Annotated in this window: 21 protein-coding genes; 9 read left to right on the top strand and 12 right to left on the bottom strand. The window is 71.4% G+C overall.

Going from position 1 to position 22,765, the window contains the following annotated elements:
• Nucleotides 1–21: 21 nt before the first annotated feature.
• On the bottom strand, nt 22–699 hold the full coding sequence (locus ACWC1K_RS17980) for a hypothetical protein (protein ID WP_450832390.1): 678 nt from the start codon (nt 697–699) through the stop codon (nt 22–24).
• A gap of 126 nt (nt 700–825) precedes the next feature.
• On the bottom strand, nt 826–2,976 hold the full coding sequence (locus ACWC1K_RS17975; protein ID WP_450832389.1) for an ABC transporter family substrate-binding protein: 2,151 nt from the start codon (nt 2,974–2,976) through the stop codon (nt 826–828).
• Between the two features lie 332 nt (nt 2,977–3,308).
• Between ACWC1K_RS17975 and ACWC1K_RS17970 the strand changes: the two genes are divergently transcribed.
• Genes ACWC1K_RS17970 through ACWC1K_RS17955 form a run of 4 tightly spaced genes read left to right on the top strand, consistent with a single transcriptional unit; the run spans nt 3,309 to nt 7,167 of the window.
• Nucleotides 3,309–3,599, top strand: coding sequence for a hypothetical protein (locus ACWC1K_RS17970; RefSeq protein WP_115906133.1), 291 nt, complete (start codon nt 3,309–3,311; stop codon nt 3,597–3,599).
• Between the two features lie 19 nt (nt 3,600–3,618).
• A complete protein-coding gene (locus tag ACWC1K_RS17965) occupies nt 3,619–4,440 on the top strand; it encodes a hypothetical protein (protein WP_099931099.1) in 822 nt (273 codons plus the stop codon).
• A gap of 16 nt (nt 4,441–4,456) precedes the next feature.
• Nucleotides 4,457–6,400: a fumarate reductase/succinate dehydrogenase flavoprotein subunit gene (locus tag ACWC1K_RS17960; protein ID WP_450832387.1), complete on the top strand. Its 1,944-nt coding sequence runs from the start codon at nt 4,457–4,459 to the stop codon at nt 6,398–6,400.
• Nucleotides 6,397–7,167 carry a succinate dehydrogenase/fumarate reductase iron-sulfur subunit gene (locus tag ACWC1K_RS17955; protein ID WP_450832385.1) on the top strand — a complete coding sequence of 257 codons (771 nt, stop codon included), beginning with the start codon at nt 6,397–6,399 and terminating at the stop codon, nt 7,165–7,167. Before ACWC1K_RS17960 ends, ACWC1K_RS17955 begins: the two co-directional genes overlap by 4 nt.
• 22 nt (nt 7,168–7,189) lie before the next feature.
• Here ACWC1K_RS17955 and ACWC1K_RS17950 read toward each other — a convergent pair whose 3' ends face one another.
• The gene (locus ACWC1K_RS17950) at nt 7,190–8,347 is read right to left on the bottom strand and encodes a hypothetical protein (protein WP_450832383.1); all 1,158 of its coding nucleotides are present in this window, start codon (nt 8,345–8,347) and stop codon (nt 7,190–7,192) included.
• Nucleotides 8,348–8,448: 101 nt separating this feature from the next.
• Here ACWC1K_RS17950 and ACWC1K_RS17945 point away from each other — a divergent pair, with 101 nt between their 5' ends.
• Nucleotides 8,449–9,972 carry a hypothetical protein gene (locus tag ACWC1K_RS17945; protein ID WP_450832382.1) on the top strand — a complete coding sequence of 508 codons (1,524 nt, stop codon included), beginning with the start codon at nt 8,449–8,451 and terminating at the stop codon, nt 9,970–9,972.
• An 82-nt stretch (nt 9,973–10,054) separates the two neighbouring features.
• On the opposite strand, the gene ACWC1K_RS17940 is transcribed toward ACWC1K_RS17945, so the two are convergent.
• The 7 genes from ACWC1K_RS17940 to ACWC1K_RS17910 all read right to left on the bottom strand — a co-directional run bounded on the left by ACWC1K_RS17940 (nt 10,055) and on the right by ACWC1K_RS17910 (nt 17,123).
• A complete protein-coding gene (locus ACWC1K_RS17940) occupies nt 10,055–12,721 on the bottom strand; it encodes a SpoIIE family protein phosphatase (RefSeq protein WP_450832380.1) in 2,667 nt (888 codons plus the stop codon).
• A 273-nt stretch (nt 12,722–12,994) separates the two neighbouring features.
• Nucleotides 12,995–13,426 carry an ATP-binding protein gene (locus tag ACWC1K_RS17935; RefSeq protein ID WP_450832378.1) on the bottom strand — a complete coding sequence of 144 codons (432 nt, stop codon included), beginning with the start codon at nt 13,424–13,426 and terminating at the stop codon, nt 12,995–12,997.
• 106 nt (nt 13,427–13,532) lie between these two features.
• Nucleotides 13,533–13,973: a (deoxy)nucleoside triphosphate pyrophosphohydrolase gene (locus ACWC1K_RS17930; protein ID WP_450832376.1), complete on the bottom strand. Its 441-nt coding sequence runs from the start codon at nt 13,971–13,973 to the stop codon at nt 13,533–13,535.
• Between the two features lie 18 nt (nt 13,974–13,991).
• A complete protein-coding gene (locus ACWC1K_RS17925) occupies nt 13,992–14,192 on the bottom strand; it encodes an SPOR domain-containing protein (RefSeq protein ID WP_351462159.1) in 201 nt (66 codons plus the stop codon).
• Nucleotides 14,193–14,544: 352 nt separating this feature from the next.
• The gene (locus ACWC1K_RS17920; protein WP_351462160.1) at nt 14,545–15,297 is read right to left on the bottom strand and encodes a GntR family transcriptional regulator; all 753 of its coding nucleotides are present in this window, start codon (nt 15,295–15,297) and stop codon (nt 14,545–14,547) included.
• Nucleotides 15,298–15,444: 147 nt separating this feature from the next.
• Nucleotides 15,445–16,563 carry a DUF4190 domain-containing protein gene (locus ACWC1K_RS17915; RefSeq protein ID WP_450832375.1) on the bottom strand — a complete coding sequence of 373 codons (1,119 nt, stop codon included), beginning with the start codon at nt 16,561–16,563 and terminating at the stop codon, nt 15,445–15,447.
• 113 nt (nt 16,564–16,676) lie between these two features.
• Entirely contained in the window at nt 16,677–17,123 is a 447-nt protein-coding gene (locus ACWC1K_RS17910; protein ID WP_450832373.1) for a MarR family winged helix-turn-helix transcriptional regulator, read from the bottom strand.
• A 137-nt stretch (nt 17,124–17,260) separates the two neighbouring features.
• On the opposite strand from ACWC1K_RS17910, the gene ACWC1K_RS17905 reads away from it, so the two are divergent.
• The gene (locus tag ACWC1K_RS17905; protein WP_450832371.1) at nt 17,261–18,241 is read left to right on the top strand and encodes an SMP-30/gluconolactonase/LRE family protein; all 981 of its coding nucleotides are present in this window, start codon (nt 17,261–17,263) and stop codon (nt 18,239–18,241) included.
• 16 nt (nt 18,242–18,257) lie between these two features.
• Here ACWC1K_RS17905 and ACWC1K_RS17900 read toward each other — a convergent pair whose 3' ends face one another.
• Nucleotides 18,258–19,082, bottom strand: coding sequence for an oxidoreductase (locus ACWC1K_RS17900; RefSeq protein ID WP_450832369.1), 825 nt, complete (start codon nt 19,080–19,082; stop codon nt 18,258–18,260).
• A gap of 112 nt (nt 19,083–19,194) precedes the next feature.
• Between ACWC1K_RS17900 and ACWC1K_RS17895 the strand changes: the two genes are divergently transcribed.
• Complete coding sequence (locus ACWC1K_RS17895) at nt 19,195–20,115, top strand: LysR family transcriptional regulator (RefSeq protein WP_450832453.1); 921 nt, start codon at nt 19,195–19,197, stop codon at nt 20,113–20,115.
• A 110-nt stretch (nt 20,116–20,225) separates the two neighbouring features.
• Nucleotides 20,226–20,807: a Uma2 family endonuclease gene (locus ACWC1K_RS17890; protein WP_450832367.1), complete on the top strand. Its 582-nt coding sequence runs from the start codon at nt 20,226–20,228 to the stop codon at nt 20,805–20,807.
• Nucleotides 20,808–20,877: 70 nt separating this feature from the next.
• Here ACWC1K_RS17890 and ychF read toward each other — a convergent pair whose 3' ends face one another.
• Nucleotides 20,878–21,966 carry a redox-regulated ATPase YchF gene (ychF, locus tag ACWC1K_RS17885; RefSeq protein ID WP_450832365.1) on the bottom strand — a complete coding sequence of 363 codons (1,089 nt, stop codon included), beginning with the start codon at nt 21,964–21,966 and terminating at the stop codon, nt 20,878–20,880.
• Between the two features lie 200 nt (nt 21,967–22,166).
• Here ychF and ACWC1K_RS17880 point away from each other — a divergent pair, with 200 nt between their 5' ends.
• Nucleotides 22,167–22,754, top strand: coding sequence for a DUF6542 domain-containing protein (locus tag ACWC1K_RS17880; RefSeq protein ID WP_450832363.1), 588 nt, complete (start codon nt 22,167–22,169; stop codon nt 22,752–22,754).
• Nucleotides 22,755–22,765 lie beyond the last annotated feature (11 nt).

Below are 22,765 nucleotides of genomic sequence, written 5' to 3'. Positions count from 1 at the left end.
CGGCTCGCCGGGCGGTCGGGGTCAGGGGTTCCGGGTGGCCGGCGAGCCGGGTTCGCAGGAGTGCCGGGCGGCCTCACGCGCGATGCCCGAGTGGCCGACACTCTCCTGGCAGTCGAGGACGCCGGTGATGTCCTCCTGCCAGCTCCGTGCATGCCCCTTGGTCGTCGTACCGCGCGGGCACGTGTAGGTGAAGTCACCCGTGACCTCGCGCACCCCCTTGTACTTCACGGTCTCCCCGGCCCCCTCGACCGTGGTGCTGTCCCCGTCGAGGGACGGGGCCTTGGCGTGCACGTCGGTGAAGCCCGATGCGTCGCCGCCCTCCTCCGCCAGGGTGGGGGCGTCCGACTCGATCACACCGGCCTTCTTGCCCAGCGAGAAGAGGACCTCCGCCGAGGAGACGGCCGGCCCTGAGACCTTCACAGACACCCGCGGGGTGTACACCCGCGTGAGCGGACCCGACAGCGTGCCGCCGCCCTTGCCCAACTTCTGGACCCCGGAGAAACCGGTCAGCTTCTCCGTCTTCTTGACGCCGGACCAGGTGAAGGTGCCGCCCGCGCAGGCCTTCGCCACGGCCGGGGCACTGCTCTTGGCGGCCGCCTTGCCGCCGCCGTCTCCGCCCCCACTGCACCCCGTGAGCCCCGCCACCAGCGCCACCCCGGCCAGTCCCGCCGCCCAGGTCCCCCGCGTGCCGCCGCGCATCCGCCGTCCCCGTTCCCGCACGCGCGGACGCCCGGCGCCCGCCGCATGATCAATGGTCGGTTCATGCTGCGGTCGCCGGGCGGACCCGGACAAGAGATTTGAGCGATCCCAGAGCTACGGCACCGGTCAGCCGTCCGATGCAGGACTCCCCGACGGCTTCGCCCCCTTCTTCAGGAAGCCCATGTCCTCGTAGACCGGGGTCTGGAAACCGAAGGACCCGGCGTTCACCAGGTTCCTGGTCACCGCCGTCAGCTGGGGGCGCTGGTACAGCGGGATGGAGCCGGCGGCGGCCCAGATGCGGGAGTCGGCCTTGCGGATCAGGGAGAGGTTCTCGTCGGTGTCGAGGGTGGCGGCCGCCTGGTCGAAGAGGCGGTCGACCTGGTCGGTGCCGACGCGTGTGTAGTTCTGCTCGACGTCGAGGGAACCGTCGGCGGCCGGGACCGGCTTGGCGTAGACGGGCCGGGCGTCGGTGGCCGGGAAGGCGGAGGCGGGCCAGGAGTACAGCGCGAGGTCGAACTCACCGGACGCGATGTGGTCCTTGAAGTAGCTCTCGTCGGAGACCTTCGTCATCCGGGTGCCGATGCCGACCCGCTGCAGCATGGCGCTGATCCGGTCGGCCACGGTCCGCAGGACCTGCGAGCCGGGCCCCGACGGCAGCACGAAACGCAGGGTGAGCGGCTTGCCGTCCTTGGCCAGCAGCCCGGCGGCGGCCCCGGCCGGGGCCGCGGTGCCCTTGGGCGCGTAGGCGCCGGGTGCGCCGCCGTGCGGCGGCTGCGCTCCGGCGTACTTGCCGTCCGCGAGGTGCGTGCCGGCGTACCCGCCGCCCTTGGCCTTCTCGTCCTTCTTGGTGTGGTCCTTGGGATCCTTGTGGTGACCGCTCTTGCTGTCGCCGTTGTCGTCCTCGCCGACGATGTACGTCCCGTCGTCGTCGCCCTCGGACTCGTCGGCCTTCCGGCCCTGGGCCCCGGCGGCCTTCTCGCCCTTCTGCTGCTTCTTCTTCTCCTCCTTGACCGGACCGCCGCGCACCCACCCGGCGTCCGCGAGCAGCGCCTCGGCCTCGGTGGTGTCCTGGCCGCCGAGCGCGCCGCTGTTGTCGGCGTAGGCGGCCTGCCCGGACAGCGCGAGATGGCTGCCGACGGGCACGGCGGGCAGCCCGAGCGGTTTGAGGACGGTCTCGGCGAGCGCCTTGCGGTCGAGGGCGCGGGCCACCGCGCGGCGGACGCGCTCGTCCGCGAGGGGGCCCTCGGCGCCGTTGAGGGCGAGCTGGGTGTAGACCGGTTCCAGCGACTTGCGGACCTCGAAGCCGCTCAGGCTCTCGGCGTCGGCGGGCAGGGCCCGGGCGGCGGCGCGCCTGGCTTCCGGGCCGGGCAGCGCGGCGGAGCCCTTGGCCCCGGCGGCCGGCTCGATGCGCTGGGCGCCGGACGGGTCGATCTCGGCCAGGTCGATCTCGCCGTCGGTGAGCGCGGCGGGCCGCTTGTCGAGCGGTACGGCCTTCAGGTCGATCTCGGAGAGCTTGGCGGGCCGGCCCCACCAGCGCGGGTTGCGGACCAGGCTGACCTGGTTGTTCTTGTGGTCGACCGCCTTCACGGCGAAGGGCCCCGCGGTGACCTTGAGTGTCCTGCGCGCCCCGTCGTTGAAGGAGTCCGGCGTCCCCATGACGTCCTTGGGGTACAGCGGCGAGAACAGCGACTGCCAGTCGGCGTAGGGCCGCGCGAAGGTGACCTTGACCTCGAGGTCGTTCGCGCCGCGCTCGATCTTCTCGATGCGGTCGTAGCCGGCGTTGCGTGCGGTCCAGTAGGCGGTGTCCTTGCCGGACAGGGCGCGCCACTGGGCGGCGAAGTCGGCGGCGCCGATCTCGCGGCCGTCGCTCCAGACGGCCTGCTGGGCGATCTTGTAGAGCACGACCTGCTTGGGCTCGGTCTGGACGACCCTGGCGGACTCCAGGTAGTCGGAGTTGCGCTCCGGCCGCCCGTTCCGGTCCAGCCGGTACAGGGACGGGAGGACGGCCTGCGCGACGCGGTTGGTGACCGCGTCGGCGTCCGACTGGAACGTGTTCAGGGTCTCGGGCACGTCGTCCACGGCCCACCGCAGGGTGCCGCCGTCGGCCACCAGGTCCCGCCCGGCGGGCGCGATGTCGGGCCCGGCGAGCGGCTTGCCCGCCTCGTCCTCGGAGGCACAGCCCGCCAGCACGGGCACCACGAGCACGCCCGCCGCGAGGAAGGCGACCGAACGCGCGACCGCGCCGGGCCTGGTCCTCAGTCTCCCGTGGTGGGACATCTTCGCTACCTCCGAGGCCGCTCCAGCCGGTGACACGGGTGGGGGTCTGATCACATTTGGGCGTATTTTGGAGTTGATCAGATCTACGGCCCCACTGAAGAGGAAAGGGTTCGCCCACCGGGGGTGACACGGCGGCACAGCCGGGCAACCCCACTCGTACGGCCCAATGTGCGCCCCCGGCGCACACAGAGCGCTTGCAGGCGTGCACTGGAGGCGTGCAATCCGCCAATCGCTGCACATCCCTTCCCACCGACAGGTGTGACGCGCAACACTCGCAGGCGCATGAACGTTGCCACCTGGGGCCTGACGGCCCATGGAAGTGAGGTCACGTCATGTCCGTGCAAGACGACCTGACGACAATGCAGCGCTGCCTGGACGACCTGTCCCGGTCGGTCGGCCGCCTGGAGAAGCAGCTGGGCAGTGGCGGCCTCGACATACGCCGTGTCCGCGCCGACGCCGATCACCTGCGGGAGAGCGTCGCGCTCCTGCGCGAGGCGGCGTCGAGTCCGAGCGCACCGCGCAAGCCGGAACTCGTCACCATCCCCGACACCCCGTACGACCCCTCGCTGTGGATCGACACGGACGACGAAGGACTCGGCGCCCGCGACCGCCACGCCCCCTGAACCCGACCGGAGTCATGAGTTGGCCACTGGTACGGAACCACATCTGAACAGCGGCGGTGTACGCACCGGTACGCGCGCCGCGATCGACGCCCCGCATCTGCGGACCGACCGCTGGTGGCTGGCTCCGGCCGCCACCGCGGCCGGGTTGCTGGCCTTCATCGTGTACTCGACGTGGCGGGCCTTCGCGAACGCGGACTACTACTCGGCGCCGTATGTCTCCCCGTTCTACTCGCCGTGTCTTGCGGAGAACTGCAAGAACATGCCGTCGGGCCCGAACGCCGACCTCTTCGGGAGCTGGTGGGGCATCTCCCCCGCCATCATCATCCTGATCTTCCCGCTCGGCTTCCGCCTGACCTGCTACTACTACCGCAAGGCCTACTACCGGGGCTTCTGGGCCTCGCCCCCGGCCTGCGCGGTGGCCGAGCCGCACAAGAAGTACACCGGTGAGACCCGCTTCCCGCTGATCCTGCAGAACATCCACCGGTACTTCTTCTACGCGGCGATCCTGGTCGCGGGCGTGCTGACCTACGACACGGTGCTGTCCTTCCGCGACACGGACGAGAACTGGGGCCACATGGGCCTCGGCACCGTCGTGTTCCTGGTCAACATCACACTGATCTGGGCGTACACGATCTCCTGCCACTCCTGCCGGCACATCGTCGGCGGCAAGCTCAAGCACTTCTCCAAGCATCCCGTGCGCTACAAGGCGTGGCAGTTCGTCGGGAAGCTGAATGCCCGTCACATGCTGCTCGCCTGGGCGTCGCTGGTGAGCGTGGCGCTCGCCGACTTCTACGTCTATCTGCTGGCGTCCGGCGCCTTCGACGATCCGCGATTCTTCTGATGAGGGGTGCCTTCTGATGTCCGTGGTCGACCGCCAGGAGTGGGACGTGGTCGTGGTCGGCGCCGGGGGCGCCGGGCTGCGTGCCGCCATCGAGGCGCGCGAGCGGGGCGCCCGTACGGCCGTGATCTGCAAGTCGCTGTTCGGCAAGGCGCACACGGTGATGGCCGAAGGCGGCATCGCGGCGGCGATGGCCAATGTCAACGAGCACGACAACTGGCAGGTGCACTTCCGCGACACCATGCGCGGCGGCAAGTTCCTCAACCAGTGGCGGATGGCCGAGCTGCACGCGCAGGAGGCCCCGGACCGGGTCTGGGAGCTGGAGACCTGGGGCGCCCTCTTCGACCGTACGAAGGCGGGGAAGATCTCCCAGCGCAACTTCGGCGGCCACGAGTACCCGCGCCTCGCGCACGTCGGCGACCGTACCGGCCTCGAACTCATCCGCACGCTCCAGCAGAAGATCGTCTCCCTCCAGCAGGAGGACCACCGCGAGACCGGGGACTACGAGTCGCGCCTGAAGGTCTTCCAGGAGTGCACGGTCACGAGGGTCCTGAAGGACGGCAGCCGGGTCTCCGGAGTCTTCGCCTACGAGCGCGAGACCGGCCGTTTCTTCGTCCTGGAAGCCCCTGCCGTGGTGATCGCGACCGGCGGCATCGGCAAGTCCTTCAAGGTGACGTCGAACTCGTGGGAGTACACCGGCGACGGGCACGCGCTCGCGCTGCTGGCCGGGGCACCCCTGCTGAACATGGAGTTCGTGCAGTTCCACCCGACGGGGATGGTCTGGCCGCCGTCGGTGAAGGGGATCCTCGTCACGGAGTCCGTCCGCGGCGACGGCGGGGTGCTCAGGAACTCCGACGGAAAACGCTTCATGTTCGACTACATCCCCGACGTCTTCAAGGAGAAGTACGCGGAGTCGGAGGAGGAGGGCGACCGCTGGTACGAGGACCCGGACAACAACCGGCGCCCGCCCGAACTGCTCCCCCGCGACGAGGTCGCCCGCGCGATCAACTCCGAGGTGAAGGCGGGCCGCGGCTCCCCGCACGGCGGGGTCTTCCTTGACGTCTCGACGCGTATGCCCGCCGAGGTCATCCGGCGCCGGCTGCCCTCCATGTACCACCAGTTCAAGGAGCTGGCGGACGTCGACATCACCGCGGAGGCGATGGAGGTCGGGCCGACCTGTCACTACGTGATGGGCGGCATCGCGGTCGAGTCCGACACGGCCGCCGCGCGCGGGGTGCCCGGGCTGTACGCGGCCGGCGAGGTGGCCGGCGGTATGCACGGCTCCAACCGGCTCGGCGGCAACTCCCTCTCCGACCTGCTGGTGTTCGGACGCCGGGCGGGCTGGCACGCGGCCGAGTACGCGGCGGCCCTGGCCTTCGAACGCCCCGCCGTCGACGAGGTCCAGGTCGACACGGCGGCCGCCGAGGCGCTGCGCCCCTTCTCCGCCGAGGGCCCCGCGCCCGGCGCGGACGAGGGCCGCCCGCCGGAGAACCCGTACACCCTGCACCAGGAACTCCAGCAGACCATGAACGACCTCGTCGGCATCATCCGCCGCGAGGGCGAGATGGAGCAGGCACTGGAGAAGCTGGCGGATCTGCGGGTACGGGCCCGCCGGGCCGGTGTCGAGGGGCACCGCCAGTTCAACCCCGGCTGGCATCTCGCGCTCGACCTGCGGAACATGCTGCTGGTCAGCGAGTGCGTGGCCCGGGCGGCCCTGGAGCGCACCGAGTCCCGCGGCGGCCACACCCGCGAGGACCATCCGACGATGGACCGCAAGTGGCGCAACATCAACCTGCTGTGCCAACTGATCGACCCCACGGGCGGGCTGGCGGCGACGGACCCCGTGCAGGGCCAGATCGCCCTCTCCCGTGAGACCACCGAACCCATCCGCGCCGACCTGCTCGCCCTCTTCGACAAGGAGGAGCTGGTCAAGTACCTCGCCGAAGAGGAGCTGTACGAGTGAGCAGCTACGAGGCCCGCTTCAAGGTCTGGCGGGGCGATGTGAAGGGCGGCGGCCTGGAGGACTTCAAGGTCGACGTCAACGAGGGCGAGGTGGTGCTCGACATCATCCACCGCCTCCAGGCCACCCAGGCCCCTGATCTGGCGGTCCGCTGGAACTGCAAGGCGGGCAAGTGCGGTTCGTGCTCCGCCGAGATCAACGGGCGGCCACGGCTGATGTGCATGACACGGATGTCGGTGTTCACGCAGGAGGAGACGATCATCGTCACGCCCCTGCGCGCCTTCCCGGTCGTACGGGATCTGGTGACCGACGTCGGTTTCAACTACACCAAGGCGCGCGAGGTCCCCGCGTTCGTGCCGCCGGAGGGTGTGGGGCCCGGCGAGTACCGGATGATGCAGGAGGACGTGGACCGCTCGCAGGAGTTCCGCAAGTGCATCGAGTGCTTCCTGTGCCAGGACACCTGCCATGTCGTGCGGGACCACGAGGAGAACAAGACCGCGTTCGCGGGGCCCCGCTTCCTGATGCGGGTCGCGGAGCTGGACATGCACCCGCTGGACGCGGCCGCCGAGACCGGCCTGGACCGCAAGAAGACGGCCCAGGACGAACACGGCCTCGGCTACTGCAACATCACCAAGTGCTGCACCGAGGTCTGCCCCGAGGGCATCAAGATCACGGACAATGCGCTGATCCCCTTGAAGGAACGGGCGGTCGACCGCAAGTACGACCCGTTGGTGTGGCTGGGGTCGAAGATCAGGCGGCGGTCTTCGTAGGCCTCGGGCGGGACGGCCGGGTTCAGCGGACCCAGCCGTCCCGGTACGCCCTCCAGTCCGCCTCCGTCGCCGCGAAGTCGACGTAGAGCGCCACGCCGAAGCGGGCTCGGTCCGCGTCCGTGCGGGACAGGCCGAGGCGCACGCCGCGCACGGCGGCCGGGACGGTCTCCGCATGGTTCCAGTGGCCGAACCGGTTCTCGTGGTAGAAGGGCAGGCCCATCAGCAGGTCGGTGGAGGGTGGGGTGACCTCCAGGGCGAGCGAGGTCTGCTCGGCGACGTAGCCGCCGTACAGGCTCTGCAGCGGCTGCATGGTGTCGTACGACATCACGGCGATCTGGTCGACCCTGCGGGCGACCTGGCCGAAGAACCTCTGCGACCACCACTTCGGGTGTCCGGCGACCGTGCCCCAGAAGGCGTGGAAGCCGGGGAGCGGGTCGATCTGGTGGGCGGCGACGGACAGCAGGGCGTGGTGCGCGCGGGTGACGGAGCGGAGGGAGTCGAGGAGGGTGAGGTAGTCGCGGTCGCCGGAGTGGAGGGGCTCCAGGTCGAAGTGGACGCCGTCGAAGCCTGCCGCCAGGATCTCGCGGGTGGAGGCGACGACGGCCGCGCGGGTCGCCGGCCGTTCCAGGCGCATCCCCGTCGGGCCCTCGGTCGCGAGTACGTCGCCCAGCCAGGCCTGGACGCGGAGCCGCGGCGCTCGGCCGTGCAGGGTTTTGATGAACCAAGTCGCCTTGTTGTAAGCGGACTTGGGGAGGGTGCCGTTGTGCTCCAGCGGGCCTGCGTGCACGTACAGGTCGCGGATGCCGGTGGTTTTCAGGCGGTCGGCGAGGGCTGTGACGTCGGCGTCGGTCCTGCGGCCGTCGACCCAGGCGTGGCCGAGCCAGATGGCGTCGCGGTTTCGGGTGTACGTGCCCTTCCCGGGGTCGCCGGTGTAGTTCAGGCGCAGGGCGGATTCGGCGGCGAGGAGGGGGACGAGGAGGGCCAGGACCACGGCGAGGGTCAGACGTCGCCATCGGCGGGACGGCGGCTTTGCCGCCCCGGCTTCGCCAGGTGGCCCCAGTGGGGGGTTCTCGCCGTCGGCGGCTGCGGGGGTGTGCGTGGTCGCCGGCGGGTCCGCCAGGGTGGTTTCCTCCGTTCCGCTGCCCTTGTGGGCCCCCGTCCCGTTCCCCACGCGCTCCATCCCAGCTCCCCCTCGTCGAACCCGTCCCGTCCCGCCCCACCTCACCCACCCCTGACCCACCCCGGTCGCGCGGCCGCATTCCTGCTCATACGCTCCGAAATGTGACGTCACCCTTGATCCGGGGCCGGCCGCGGCGGGCCACCGCTCACATATCCGTGCGGGTGCTGCACACCGTGGTGGGCGGACTGGCCGCGGTGGTGTGGCTGGTGTTGCCATGGATGACGATCAACAGTGATGCGCCGGTTCCGGCCGCCCGTGCGCATCCGGCCGCCGCGAGCGCCGCCGCACCGGAGCAGGACGAAACGTCGGCCGCCGATCTGGTGCTGCCGCTCGTCGCGCTGGGCGCGGTGGTGGCTGTCGCGGGGTACGGCTTTGTGCGGCGCACCCGGCGCGCCCGGACGCGTACGACGCCCGGTGGTGGCGCGGCGCCCGCCGGGCCCGCCGCACCGCCCCTCTCCGAACTCGACGAACGGGTACGGGCCTTGCTCGTCGACGCCGACGACTGGGTGCGCACCAGCCGGGAGGAACTCGACTTCGCCGAGGCGCGGTCCGGGGCGGATGCCGTGGCGCCGTTCGTACGGGCCGTGCGGGACGCCGAGGCCGAGCTGTCCGCCGCCTTTCGGATGCGGCAGCAGTACGACGACGGTGTCCCGGAGGACGAGGCGTCCCGGCGGCATGCGCTCGCCGGGATGATCGGGCGGTGTCAGGAGGCGGGACGGCGGCTGGACGCGGAGTCGGCGGGGTTCGACCTGCTGCGTGCGCTGGGGACGGAGGAGGGCCTGGGCGAGGCGCTGGAGGCCGCGGAGGACCGGTTCCGTGCGCTGGCCGCGCGTACCGCGGGAGCCGGGGCGACACTGGCCGGCCTCGGCAGGCGGTACGGGTCCGCCGCGGTCGACGCGGTCACCGGGCGTGCCGAACAGGCCAAGGACCGCCTGGTGTTCGCCACGACCCGGCTGAACCAGGCCCGCCAGGCGGCCGACATGGGGGAGGCGGCGGATGCGGCACGTCATCTGCGGGCCGCCGAGGGCGCGACGGCCCAGGCCGAGGTGTTCGTGGCCGCCATCGAGCGGCTCGCGGCCGACCTGGCCTCGGCCGCGGAACTGGTGCCGGCGGCCCTGACCGGGGCGGAGGCGGAGCTCGCGGGCGCACGGACGGGCGCGGGGGACGTCCCCGCCGGGGAGCTGCACGCCCGTGCCGCGCACGCCGACCTCGTCCTGACGGCCGTACGGGAAGAGCTGACGGCCGGCCCGTACGACCCGCTCGACGCCCTCCGGCTGCTCGTACGGGGGCTCGCGCCGGTGGGCGCGGGGCGGACCGGGGTGCTGTCGGCCGCCGCGTCGCTGGTCGCCCGCAGTGCCGTGGCCGAGGCCGACGCCTTCGTCACGACACACCGGGGAGCCGTCGGCAGCACGTCGCGCACCCGCCTGGCGGAGGCGAAGCGGCTCCTCACCGAGGAGCCCTCGGCCCTGCTCACCGCCGACGCCCTGGCCCGCCGGGCCCGCGAACTCGCCGAACGCGACGTACGGCTGCACGGCAACCCGGCGACCGGGGCCGCCGAGCACGAGAGTGTGAGCTACGGCGGCCCACACACCCGGGCCCGAAGAGGGCGCGGCAGCGCCCTCTAGGGGCGCGGGGAACTGCGCGAGCAACCACAACGCACCGGCAGTCGCCGACAACAGGTACCCCACACCCCATAGGCGCCCCCGCTCAAAACAGACTCAGCAACGCCTCCGCCGGATCCGTCAGCCCCGCCTCCCCGTCCGGCAGCGGCAGTTCGAACCACACCGTCTTGCCGCGTGGTGTGCGGCGGGAGCCCCAGGCCGCGCTCAGGAGGCCGACCAGCTGGAGACCCCGGCCGCCCTCGTCGGTGTCGCGGGCGCGGCGGCGGCGGGGCTGGACAAGGCCGGAGTCCCAGACCTCGCAGACCAGGGTGCGGTCCAGCAGCAGCCGCAGTCTTATCTCGCCCTCGCCGTACCGCAGGGCATTCGTGACCAGCTCGCTGACCAGCAACTCCGTGGTGTCGACGAGGGGTTCGAGGTCCCAGGACAGCAGCTGGCCGCGGGCGTACTCGCGGGCCCTGCCCACGCTGCGCGGCTCGCGCGGCAACGTCCAGTCGCCGACGGAATCGGCGGGCAGGCCCTGGACGCGGGCCATCAGCAGGGCGATGTCGTCCTCGCCGTGGTGGGTGTCGAGGGTGTTGAGGACGTGGTCGCAGACGTCCTCCAGGGGCGCGGAGGGGTCCGTGAGCGCGCCGACGAAGGCCTGGAGGCCCTCGTCCAGGGGGTGATCGCGGCTTTCGACCAGTCCATCCGTGTAGAGCGCCAACAGTGCACCTTCGGGTAGTTCGACCTCCACCTCCTCGAAGGGCTCCCCGCCCACGCCCAGCGGCATGCCCGGCGGCACGTCGAGCATCAGCGCGTCCTCGCCGGGTTCGACCAGCACGGGCGGCAGATGGCCCGCGTTGGCGAAGGTGCAGCGGCGGGTGACGGAGTCGTAGACCGCGTAGACGCAGGTGGCGAGGTACACCTCGGAGAGGTCCGCCTCGCGGGGGCGGCGGGCCGCACGGGTGGCCTGCTGGACGCCGCCGGGCGCGCCGAGGCCCCGCGCGATCTCGTCCAACGCGCTCAGCACCTCAGCCGGTTCGAGGTCGAGGAGCGCGAGCGTCCGTACCGCCGAGCGGAGTTCGCCCATCGCCACCGCCGCCCGCAGACCGCGGCCCATGACGTCCCCGACCACCAACGCCGTGCGGTGGCCCGGCAGTTCGATCACGTCGAACCAGTCGCCCCCGACCTCGCTGGGGCGGTCGGCGGAGGAGTTGCCGGGCAGATAGCGGCAGGCGATGTCCAGGCCGGAGGCGACCGGGTCGCCCGGCGGGAGCAGCGAACGCTGCAGTATCAGGGCCCGTTCGTGCTCACGGCGGTACAGGCGCGCGTTGTCGATACAGACGGCGGCGCGCGCCGCGAGCTCCACCGCCAGATCCCGGTCCCGGTCCCCGAACGGCTCGCTGCCCTTCGTACGGGCGAACTGGACGAGTCCTACGACGGTGTCGTGGGCGACCATCGGCACGGCCAGCGTGGACTGGACGAGGCCGCCCTCCTCGGCGGGCACGAGCTGGGTGCGGGCGGTGCGCAGGGCATCCGCACAAGGGGAGTTGAAGGGGTAGTGGTGGACCGCGCCCACGGCGACGGGTGCGCCGCCCCCGACGAACGGCGCGTCGGAGACCGCGCTGGCGAAGGCGACCCGGCGCAGCTGCGCGCTGCCGTCGGCGAGGCCGGGCGGGGTCTCGTCGCCCGCCAGCAGCCCCTGGTAGAGGTCGACCGTGGCGAGGTCGCAGAAGCCGGGGACGACGACGTCGAGGAGTTCGCGGGCCGTGGTCTCCAGGTCGAGGGAGTTGCCGATGCGGGCGCCGGCCTCGTTCAGAAGGGCGAGATTGCGCCGCGCGGCAGCGGCCTCGCGGGCCGCCGCGCGGCGGGAGGTGATGTCGGTTCCGAGCCATGCGACGCCGATGGGGCGCCCGGAGCCGCTGTGCACGCGGTACAGGTTGATGGACCAGTGCCGGCGCTCCTCGGAACCGGGCACGAAGCCTGTGACGTGCATGTCCGTGATGGAATTGCCGGTCTCCAGGACCCGGCGCAGGGTCGCCGCGACCCGCTCGGCCTCGGGCCGCTGCAGATAGTCGTGGACGCCGCGGCCACGGTGGTCGTCGGGAGTGCCGCCGAAGGTGTTCGCGAACTGCTCGTTCACACGGCGGACCCGCAGGTCGGGGTCGATCAGCAGGAAGCCGAAAGGAGATTGACCGAAAATCGACTGCGAGGCGGCAAGATCGGTCTCGATGCTGCGCAGGGTGCGTACGTCGACCACGATGCAGACGGCGGCCTTCTCGCCCTCCTCGGTCCGCGTCGGCATCACATAGACCTCGGCGAGCCCCTCCCGCCCGATCTCCCCCGCCACCGCACCGGGCTGACGGAACGGGACCACTCCGGTCCACTCCCGCCCGTCGAGGATCTCGGCCATCTTGCGCTGACCCTGCTCCCGCAGATCGGGGTCGATGAACGCCTCGATGGGGTCCATGCCGACCGCGCGCTCGGCGGGGATCCCGAAGAGCTGCTCGGCGCGCAGACTCCACTGGTCGACCAGCCCGTCCGGGCCGATGGAGAAGGACGCGACCTTGATGTAGTCGTAGATGGAGCCGGGCGGACTGCTCTGCCACATCGCGTCACCGTGAGGTGTTCCCTCGGTCCCGTCGAAGGAGGACAGGCCCGCCCCGCCCGCCGTCCCGCTCGTCGCATCGGCCGCGGCATCACCCGCGGCCTCTGCCCTCGCGCCGTCCGACGGGTCCTCGGACTCCGTGGCCTTCGCTGGTATCTCGCTCACGCGAACCGTCCCCTCCAGCTCACCGCGTCCGGCACCGGTCACCGGGTGCGGCTGCCCGCAGTATCCAGCACTACGGCGCCGCACAACACGGTGTTCACGATCACAGCACGGTCCCGACGGTTTTCGGTCCCGGCTGCGACAACACTTCCAGTCTTCTAACCAGCAGACACCTCGTCGAATCACGTACGCGGGACACTGCCACCGGCCTGAACCGGTCGGTCTACAGGGCGGGGGTTCGCGTACAGCGTCGGGGGCCGGACCAGGGGGGTCGGGTCAGCCGGGCAGGGTGAGTTCGAACCACACCGTCTTGCCCGCCTCGCCGGGCCGGGTGCCCCAGCGGCGCGAGGAGTGGGCGACCAGTTGCAGCCCGCGGCCGCTCTCGTCCTCGGGGCGGGCGACGCGTTCGCGCGGCAGGTCGGGGAGCGGGTCGGAGACCTCCACCAGCAGGACGTCCGCCAGGCCCGCGGGCCGTACGAGGCGTACGCCGATGGGTCCGGTGGCGTGCCGCAGCGAGTTGGTCACCAGCTCGCTGACCAGCAGGGCCGTGAGGTCTCCGAGGGCGTCGAGCTCCCAGGCGCGCAGCTGGCCGCGGACGGCGGCGCGGGCGCTGCGGGCGGCTCCCGGTTCCGCGGGGAAGCTCCACTCGACGCAGTCGCCTTCGGTGTCGATCACGCCGATCACTTCCCAGGCCAGAAGCCCACCCATGTCCGGTTTCGTGGGGTTAATGGGCACATACCCGATATCAGGGATGCAGTACCGCCCACGACGGGAGCTTGCTCCGCGGGGGTGCTCCGCTGCGGGGGCGGGGCGCCTATGGGCTCGGGGGTACGTGCCTGTCGGCGACTGCGGGTCCGCGCCCCTGGGGGGCGGTCAGCTCACGGACCGCCGGGATGTCCTGGTCCAGCCAGGGCACGTCCCACAGTTCGTCCCGCGTGAGCCAGCGCAGTTCGTCGTGGTCCTGGAGGGGTTTGGGGTCCGGGGAACCCGGGCGCAGTCGGGCCGTCCACACCTGGAGGACGTACGGCGGCTTCAGGGGCCACTCGCCCGGTACGCGGGCCACGGGGTCGGCGTCCACGCCGAGTTCTTCGTGCAGTTCACGGGCGAGGGCCGCCTCGGGGGTCTCACCCGGCTCGACCTTGCCCCCCGGGAGCTCCCAGCGGCCGGCGAGTTCGGGAGGCGCGCTGCGGCGCGCGGCGAGCAGGCGGTCGCCGTCGTACAGGGCGGCGCCCACCACCACGATCCGTTCCGTCATGCGGGGAGCCTACGGGAGTCAGTTGACCGTGGCCGTTCCGTTCTGCCCGTTCTGGCCTATGCGCTCGACCCAGTACAGCTGCTTGTGCCCGCGGTCGTCGAGGCTGTCCGCGATCTTCTGGGCCTCGGCCCGGGTCGCGTACCGGCCGACGCGGTAGCGATTGCCGTTGTCGTCCTGCCGAATGACGAGCCAGGGAAGCGTGATCGTGCCGTCATTCATCGCGCCCCACCGCTCCTTCCCACCGCGGCCCGACCGCTCTTCGCCCGCGGTTCGTGCCGTGCCCCACCCTCTAAGGAAACCGCAATCCGCATATGCCCGAGCCTACGCCTTACCTTTACGCAGCGAACACGCCTTTTCACAAAGAGGTACGCAACCGGCCAGAGCGAGGGGGGCGCACGGACTCGGATGCGCCACGCGCGGGCATCGACGCATCCGGTCAGCGGCACGGCGGGCATGCGTGAGGCGACCTGCGAGAACGGCCAGATTCCAGCGGCGGACGGACAGGCTCCGAGGGCGCGCGGAAGGGGCCGCGGCGAGGGGGCGGCGGGGCCAACTGCCGTAAAGGTGTGCGCTACTTCACTGGGAGGTGGTACGCCACGCGGTAGCGATCGGCGGGGATGACCACGTCGGCCGTCTCCACGGGGCGGCCCGAGGCGAAGAACGTGCGCTGGATGACCAGCACGACATGACCGGGGACGCCGCCGAGGGTCACGAGTTCCTCGGCGAGGCCGGGGCGGGCGCCGACCTCCTCCGTGACGTTGTCCACGATCACGTCGATCGCGGCCATGCGCTCGACGACGCCCATGCCTCCCAGCGGGCCCTCCTCGGGGAGCATCACGGGGGTGCGGCCGGTGACCGCGAGGGGCTCCCAGGAGGTGGAGAGCATCATCGCCTCGCCGGCCTCGCGGAAGACGTACCTCGTGCACATCACGCGGTCGCCGGGCTTGATGTCGAGCCGCTCCGCGACGGAGCTGCTCGCCTCGGCCTGGGCGCTGCTGGACTCCCAGGTGCCGCGCCCCTCGCCGTCGGCCTGCTCCTGGCGGAAGGGGGTCGCCCCGCCGGCCGGGCGGAACCCGGAGCGGGCCACACTGCGGGGCACGGGGCGCTCGCGGACGTACGTCCCCGATCCGGAGCGGCCCTCGACCAGACCCTCCGCCATCAGCACCTTGCGCGCCTCCAGCGCGACGGTGTCCGAGACGCCGTACTCCTCGCGGATCCTGGCCTGTGAGGGCAGTCGGGTGTGCGGTGGCAGCGAACCGTTGACGATCTTCTTGCGGAGATCACCCGCGACACGCAGGTACGCCGGCTGCTCACCGAATGTCACTGGCCGCTCCCATCAGGTTGTACAGACAGCAACAGCGTGGCAACCGTAGGTTGTGCCATGCAAGCAAAGGCCAGAGAATCACTCGATGTGATGACATGTGCCCCCGGAGGGCTTTACGCAGGCACTTTCTCCCCGCTATAGCCGTGGTCACACCTCGAACTCGGTGCCACCTCCGGCACTGGTCCCGTCGTCGTCCGCGTCCCGGGATTCCGGAGGGACGGCGGCCAGGCCCAGAGCCTTGCGGGCGGTGACGGCGCGGTCGGGCGTGGAGAGCGCCATGACAAGGTCGTAGTGCTCGTAGAAGCCGTTGGCGTCACCGGCCTTCGCGGCGCGCGCCCACTCCTCCTGTCGCGCCTCGACCTCCTTGGCGACCTTCGCGACCGGCCTCCTCGCACCCGCCGGCCACGGATGGTCGTGCAGCATCCGGGCCTCCTCGGTGAGCGCGGCCGACATCTGTCCCGCCCACCTGCGGCTGGCCCGCAGATCGTCGTCGGGGCTGTCCGGCGGCTGCCGGTCAAGGGCCGCGTTCTCGACGTCGACGGCCTGGAGATAGGCGGCCTGGTCGGCGTCGAGGGTCTGCTTGTCGTTGCGCAGCGAACCCTTCAGGCCGGCCTTCTCGTCGGTGTTGCCGAACAGACAGGTGACCTCGCGGTCGCCGTAGCGCCAGCTCTGGCGGCTCGGCGTCAGGTAGTACACGTCGACGTCGTCGGGCACGGCCCAGACGTCCATGGCGTAGCCGTAGCGCAGCGCGTAGCACCTGGTGTCGGCGGCGTCCGTGATCTCGCCGTCGCCGGGGTAGTCGGCGCCGCCGGGCATCTTGAAGGTGGCGAAGACCTCGGCGTCGTGCAGGCCGGCGCAGGGCACCTTGTCGACGTCGTAGGCCATGCCCTCCAGGGATCCGCTCGGGGAGTCGAAGCACTCGCCCTTGGTGAGGGAGTAGGCGCTGCCGTGGTCGCGTGCGGCGTCCTTGACCCAGCCGTCGAGCGCGGCACCGCCGACCGGCACCGCCACCCACAGCACGAGCCCGAGGCCGGAGAGGACCGCACCGGTGACGGCCATCGCGCGTCCCCGCTCGCCGGTCCTCCTGATCTGGCGCAGCGCGACCAGTCCCAGCAGCAGCCCGAGGGCCGGAACACAGCAGAGGATGCCGAGGACCAGGGCGGCGATGGCGACCCCGTTGACCGGCGCGGGAGTGTTGTAGGGGCGGTAGCCCTGCCCCCAGGGCTGGTACGGGTACGGCCCGGGAGGCGGGGGTGGTGTGGACACGGCTACCGTGCTCCTGGTTCGGATGACTGACGCACAGAAACGGCGCACAGAACTGGCGTACGACTGGGCGCATGGTAAGCGTGCGGTGAGGAAAAGAGGACCCCCGGCCTCCGTTACGCCCGCCCGCGCTCCGTCTCCAGCAGGGCCACGCACCGCCCCAGCAGCCCGGCCAGCGCCTCGCGCTCCTCGTCCGTGAACTCGGCGGCCAGGGCCCGCTCGACGCGTACGGCACGGGCGTCCGCGTCGGCCATCACCGCACGGCCCTCGTCGGTGAGGCGGGTCTCCAGGACGTTCCTGTGCCACTCGTGGGGGGTGCGTTCGATCAGGGCGCGGTCCTGGAGGTTGTTCAGGACCGTGTTCATCGTCGGCGGGGTGACCCCGCACAGGCGGGCCAGGGCCGCGGCCGAGATGCCGGGGTTCTCGGAGAGGTGCAGCAGTGCCGAGTACTGCGCCACCGTCACGCCGGCCGGTTTGAGGACGGCCGCCTTGGTCGCGCTGAGAGCCTGTTCGGCCCGCTTGAGGTGGGAGCCGAGGCGCTCGGACACGGGCATGGACGTCATCTCCGCATGATAGCGGCCCCTTTCAACGATCAACATGCAGCCAACTGTTAATACATTGACGAGCATTAGAGTTCTAATCTACGTTCCTGCACACAAGCTAGTGAGTACCGAGTCGACCCGAAACGAGAGGCACCGACGTGTCCCGTTCGATCCACCGCCGTACCTTCCTGACCACCGCCGCCACGCTGGCCGGCGCCGTGGCACTCCCCGCGGCGGCCGCCCGGGCCGCCGCCGCGCCCCGTATCCGCACGGCCTTCACGCTTCCCGAGAACCGCGCCTACCCCGAAGGCATCGCGCTGGACGCGCGCACCGGTGACGCCTATGTCGGCTCGTACACGACGGGTGCGGTGTACCGGGCCCGGCGCGGCAGCCGTACGGCCGAGGTCTTCCTCCCGTCCGGCACCGACGGCCGTACCACCGCCAACGGCCTGAAGGCCGACCGGGCCGGGCGTCTGTGGGTCATCGACTCCACCGCCGGGGTGGACGTCTACGACCTGCGGACCCGCACCCTGCTCGCCCGCTTCACCGTCCCCGGCGGCGGCCCCTCCTTCGTCAACGACCTGGCCCTCGGGCCGGACGGCACGGCCTACCTCACCGACAGCTCCCGCCCGGTGGTCTACCGCGTCACCCCGGCCGACCTGGGCCGCGCCCGCGGCGGCAGCGCGACGCTCGACGCCGCCTACGACCTGAGCGCCGTGGCCCCCTCAGGGGGGCTCCTCCTCAACGGCATAGTCGCCGACCCGTCGGGGCGGTACCTGCTCGCCGTCGACATGACGGGCGGCGGCCTGTACCGGGTGGGCACAGCCACCGGATCCGTACGCCAGGTCGCACTGGACGGCGGCGACTTGAAGCACGGCGACGGTCTGGAGCTGGCGCACGGCACGCTGTGGGCCGCGCACAACGCCACCAACACCCTCAGCCGCTGGCGGCTGTCCCCGGACGGCACCTCGGCCCGCCTGGAGCGGCAGTTCACGGACCCCGCGCTGCAGACCCCGACCACCCTCGCCCGCACCCACGGCCGGCTGCTGGTCGTCCGCTCGCAGTTCGACAAGGGCGGGCCGATGGGCCCGGGGGTGCCCGAGGAGCCGTTCACCGTGGCGTGGGTCGACGGGATCTGAGAGCCGGTCGGGCGCGTCAGTCGCGGAAGCCCGTGCGGCGGGTGCGCTTCTCCCAGGCGAGGACGTCCTCGCGTACCTGGTCGAGGTGGTCGAGGACCGCACTCACGCCGTCGTCGCCGAGCGGCAGGCGCAGCGGTGGCTGCCCCGACTCCAGCGCGGCCAGGATGAGCGCCGCCGCCTTGGCCGGGTCGCCCGCCCGCTCGTCGAAGCCGGCGTCGACCATCGCGCGCGTGCCGCCGACGGTGGCGTACGCCCCGCCGTCGGCACTCGCCTGCGTCCCCTCGTACAGCGCCGTGCGGAAGGCGCCCGGCTCGACGACGAGGACCTTGATGCCGTACTCGGCGACCTCGCCGGCGAGCGCCTCGGACATGCCCTCCAGGGCGAACTTCGTCCCGCTGTACGCCGAGAAACCGGGGTAGGACGTCTGCCCGCCCATGCTGCTCATCTGCACGATCGCGCCCGAGCGCCGTGAGCGCATGTACGGCAGCACGGCGCGCACCAGGGCGGCCGGGCCGAAGACGTGCACGTCGAACAGGGCGCGCAGCTCGTCCTCCGTGGTCTCCTCGAAGGCACCGACATGGCCGCGGCCGGCGTTGTTGACCAGGACGTCGATGCGTCCGTGCCGCGCCACCACGTCCCGTACGGCGGGTTCGGCGGCAGCCGTGTCCGCGACATCGAGCCGCAGCGCCTCGACCTGGTCGGGATGGGCGGCCACGAGGTCGTCCAGCCCCTCGGGCCGCCGCGCGGCGCCCACCACGACGTCCCCGTCGGCGACGGCCGCCTCGGCGACGGCCCGCCCGAGTCCGCTGCTGGCACCGGTGATCAGCCACACCTTGTTCACGACAACCCACCCTCTCCGAGCAACGCTCCGAGTGCCTCCCTGAGCAACTCCTGAACCAGGCTGCTCCTGTGGCGAGTTGCCCGTCCAAGACCTACGGTGACAACCGATGGCTATGACGGCTGACGTACATGTGCGGGACCTGCGGTACTTCGTCACGGTCGCGGAGGAGCTGCACTTCACGCGCGCGGCCGAGCGGTTGTACGTCTCGCAGCCCGCGCTGAGCAAGCAGATCCGGGCGCTGGAGCGGCAGTTGGGGGTGGAGCTGCTGCGGCGTGACCGGCACGGCGTGGCGCTCACCGCGGAGGGCGCGGCGCTGCTGCCGCACGCCCGGCGGGTGCTGGACGCATGGGCGCAGGGTGCGTCGGTGGTGGCCCAGGCGCGGGCCGCGCAGCGCAGCACGCTGGTGGTGGGCATGAGCACCAGCCCCGGCCGCGGCGGTCTGCTGCCCGCGATCCGCTCCCGTTTCACGGCCTCGCATCCCGAGGCCGCCGTCCGCCTGCGCCAGGTCAGCTGGGACGACCCGACCGCGGGCCTGGCGGACGGCGACACGGACATGGCCTTCGTCTGGCTTCCCCTGCCCGGCCAGGACCGCTACGCCTGGACGGTCGTCGCCGAGGAACCCCGCCTGGTCGCCCTCCCGGACACCCACCCGCTCGCCTCCCGCCCCGAGATCGACTTCACGGACCTGGCCGGGGAGCCCTTCCTGGCCCTCCCGAAGAGCGCGGGACCGTTGCGGGACTACTGGCTGGCGGCCGAGGAACGTGACGGGCGTCTCCCCCGCATCGGCGCGGAGATCGCCAGCACGGAGGAGACCTACGAGGCCCTGGTCGCCGGCCTGGGCGTCTGCCTGGTGGCGGCGGGCAACGTCCCGCTGGTCACCCTGGGCGGCGTGGTGACCCGCCCGGTCCGCGGACTCGCACCCAGCCGCTATGTGCTGGCCTGGCGGAAGGGGGACCGCAGACCGCTGGTACGGGCGTACGCGGAGGCTTGCCGACAGGTGACGGAGCGGACCGGCGGCAATGAGACCGCGTGAGCGCCTGGACCCTCCGTATGCACACAGGGTCGCTGCCCCGTGGCAGGTCCGGGGGGTCACCCCTTGACGACCTCGTGGCCCGGGCCTCGCCGAGCCACTACGGTTTAGCCATGACCGGACTGCCCGACTGGATGCGCCCGCCGCGCGAGGAAGGCTGGTTCGCGGAGGACCTGGACCGACTCCCCGAGGCGCCCCGCCACACCGAGCTGATCGACGGAGCTCTCGTCTTCATGATGTCGCCCCAGCGATGGTGGCATGGCCACCTCGTCACCATGCTCACTGTCGCCCTCATGGGGCAGGCACCCAGCGATGTCAGCGTCGGCCGCGAGATGACCATAAAACTCGACGAGCGAAACCGGCCCGAGCCCGATCTGCTCCTGACGACGGCCGCCTACGACGGCGACCGCACATGGTTCACGCCTGATGAGGTGCGGCTCGTCATCGAGGTCGTCTCACCCGAGTCCGCGCACCGGGACCGCACGATCAAGCTCCGCAAGTACGCGGAGGCCGGCATCCCGCACTACTGGTGCATCGAGGACGAGAACGGCGCCCCGGTCGTGCATGTCTACGAACTCGACGAACCGACCGGCGTCTACGCGCCCGCCGGCATCTTCCGGGGCACCCTGAAGCGGCCTGTGCCCTTCGAGATCAGCCTGGATCTCGACCAGCTCACCCCGCCGAAGCGCAGGTAGCAGCCGGCTCAAGGTCGGCACGGGAACGCGGAAGGGGCCGGGCTCACGGAGCCCGGCCCCTTCCGGCCGCTCACACGTTGAAGCGGAACTCCACCACGTCGCCGTCCTGCATCACGTAGTCCTTGCCCTCCATCCGCGCCTTGCCCTTCGCGCGGGCCTCGGCGACCGAGCCCGTCTCCACCAGGTCCGCGAAGGAGATGACCTCCGCCTTGATGAAGCCCTTCTGGAAGTCGGTGTGGATGACACCGGCGGCCTCGGGGGCGGTGGCGCCCTTCTTGATGGTCCAGGCGCGGGATTCCTTGGGGCCGGCCGTGAGGTAGGTCTGCAGGCCGAGCGTGTTGAAGCCCACGCGCGCGAGGGTGGTGAGGCCCGGCTCCTCGGCGCCGACGGACTCCAGGAGCTCCATGGCGTCCTCCTCGTCGAGCTCGGCGAGGTCCGCCTCCAGCTTGGCGTTGAGGAAGATCGCCTCGGCGGGGGCGACCAGGGCGCGCTGCTCGGCCTTGAAGTCCTCGTCGACCAGCTCGTCCTCGTCGACGTTGAAGACGTAGAGGAAGGGCTTCGTGGTCAGCAGGTGCAGGTCGTGGAGGAGCTCCTCGTTGCCGGAGCCCTGGACGATGCCCGCCGAGAACAGCGTGTCGCCCTTCTCGAGGATCTCCTTCGCCGCCTCGACCGCAGCCACCTTGGGAGCCACGTCCTTCTTGATGCGCGACTCCTTCTGGAGGCGCGGGAGGACCTTCTCGATGGTCTGGAGGTCGGCGAGGATCAGCTCGGTGTTGATCGTCTCGATGTCGTCCTTCGGCGAGACCTTGCCGTCGACATGCACGACGTTCTCGTCCTTGAAGGCGCGGATGACCTGGCAGATCGCGTCGGACTCACGAATGTTCGCGAGGAACTTGTTGCCCAGGCCCTCACCCTCGGACGCGCCCTTCACGATGCCCGCGATGTCGACGAAGTCGACGGTCGCCGGGAGGATGCGCTGCGAGGAGAAGATTTCGGCCAGTTTCGTCAGCCGGGGGTCGGGGACGCCGACGACGCCCACGTTGGGCTCGATCGTGGCGAACGGGTAGTTGGCCGCGAGCACGTCGTTCTTGGTCAGGGCGTTGAACAGGGTCGACTTGCCGACATTCGGCAGACCGACGATTCCGATCGTGAGCGACACGTTGCGACTTCCCGTACGTGAGAGACATCAGGGGACTGGGGGCTGCGGGCCCGGTCCTTCTTCGGTGCACGGGCGGGCCGATCCACCAGTCTACGGCGTGCCGGTCCCCGTCCCGGCGCCCCGTCGAACGCTTGGCCAGGGTCCGTCCCTCGGCGTGTCTGAGGGGCGATTGCGCACATAAACCGACCTAAGTTGGTCCGGTGGAGCAACACGGGTCGGGACCACCGCACAACGGAACGCGACGCGGCAGGCCCCCGCTGCCCCCGCAGGCGAAGCGCGGTGGAAGCGGTGGCGGTGCGGGCGGCGATGCGCGACCTTCCGGACAGGGCCGCCCCGCCACCCGCCCGTCGGCACGGCAGCCCGGCCCGCCGCCGGCCGAGGCCGTACGGCGGCTGCCCAACCCGCGGCTGACCGGGCTGGGCAGCGGTCTGTTCTGCGGGGCGCTGATGTTCGCCCTTGGCTGTCTCGACCAGCTGCTGTTCGGGGCGTCGCTGACCCTGTACGGCGTGCTGTTCCTGCCGGTGTGCCTGCTGACCGCGGTCTGGGTGCGCAAGAGCGACCTGGCGACCCCACCCGTCGTCGTACCGATCGCTTTCGCGCTGGGTCTGCTGCCGGTGGCCGACAGCAGCGGCGGGCTGCTCGGCCGGCTGATGGGCCTGGTGACGGCACTGGCCACCCAGGCGGGGTGGCTGTACGGGGGCACCCTCGTCGCGGGCCTGATCGTCACGGGACGGAAGGCAGCCCTGATGCGCCGCCGGCGCGGCGGCCGCCGCCCGTCCCGGTACTAGGCCCCGCCCCG

The sequence above is a fragment of the Streptomyces sp. NPDC001492 genome (assembly GCF_053597275.1).
Note: the sequence above shows the minus strand (reverse complement) of the source record. Positions and strands in the feature narration are given on the sequence as shown.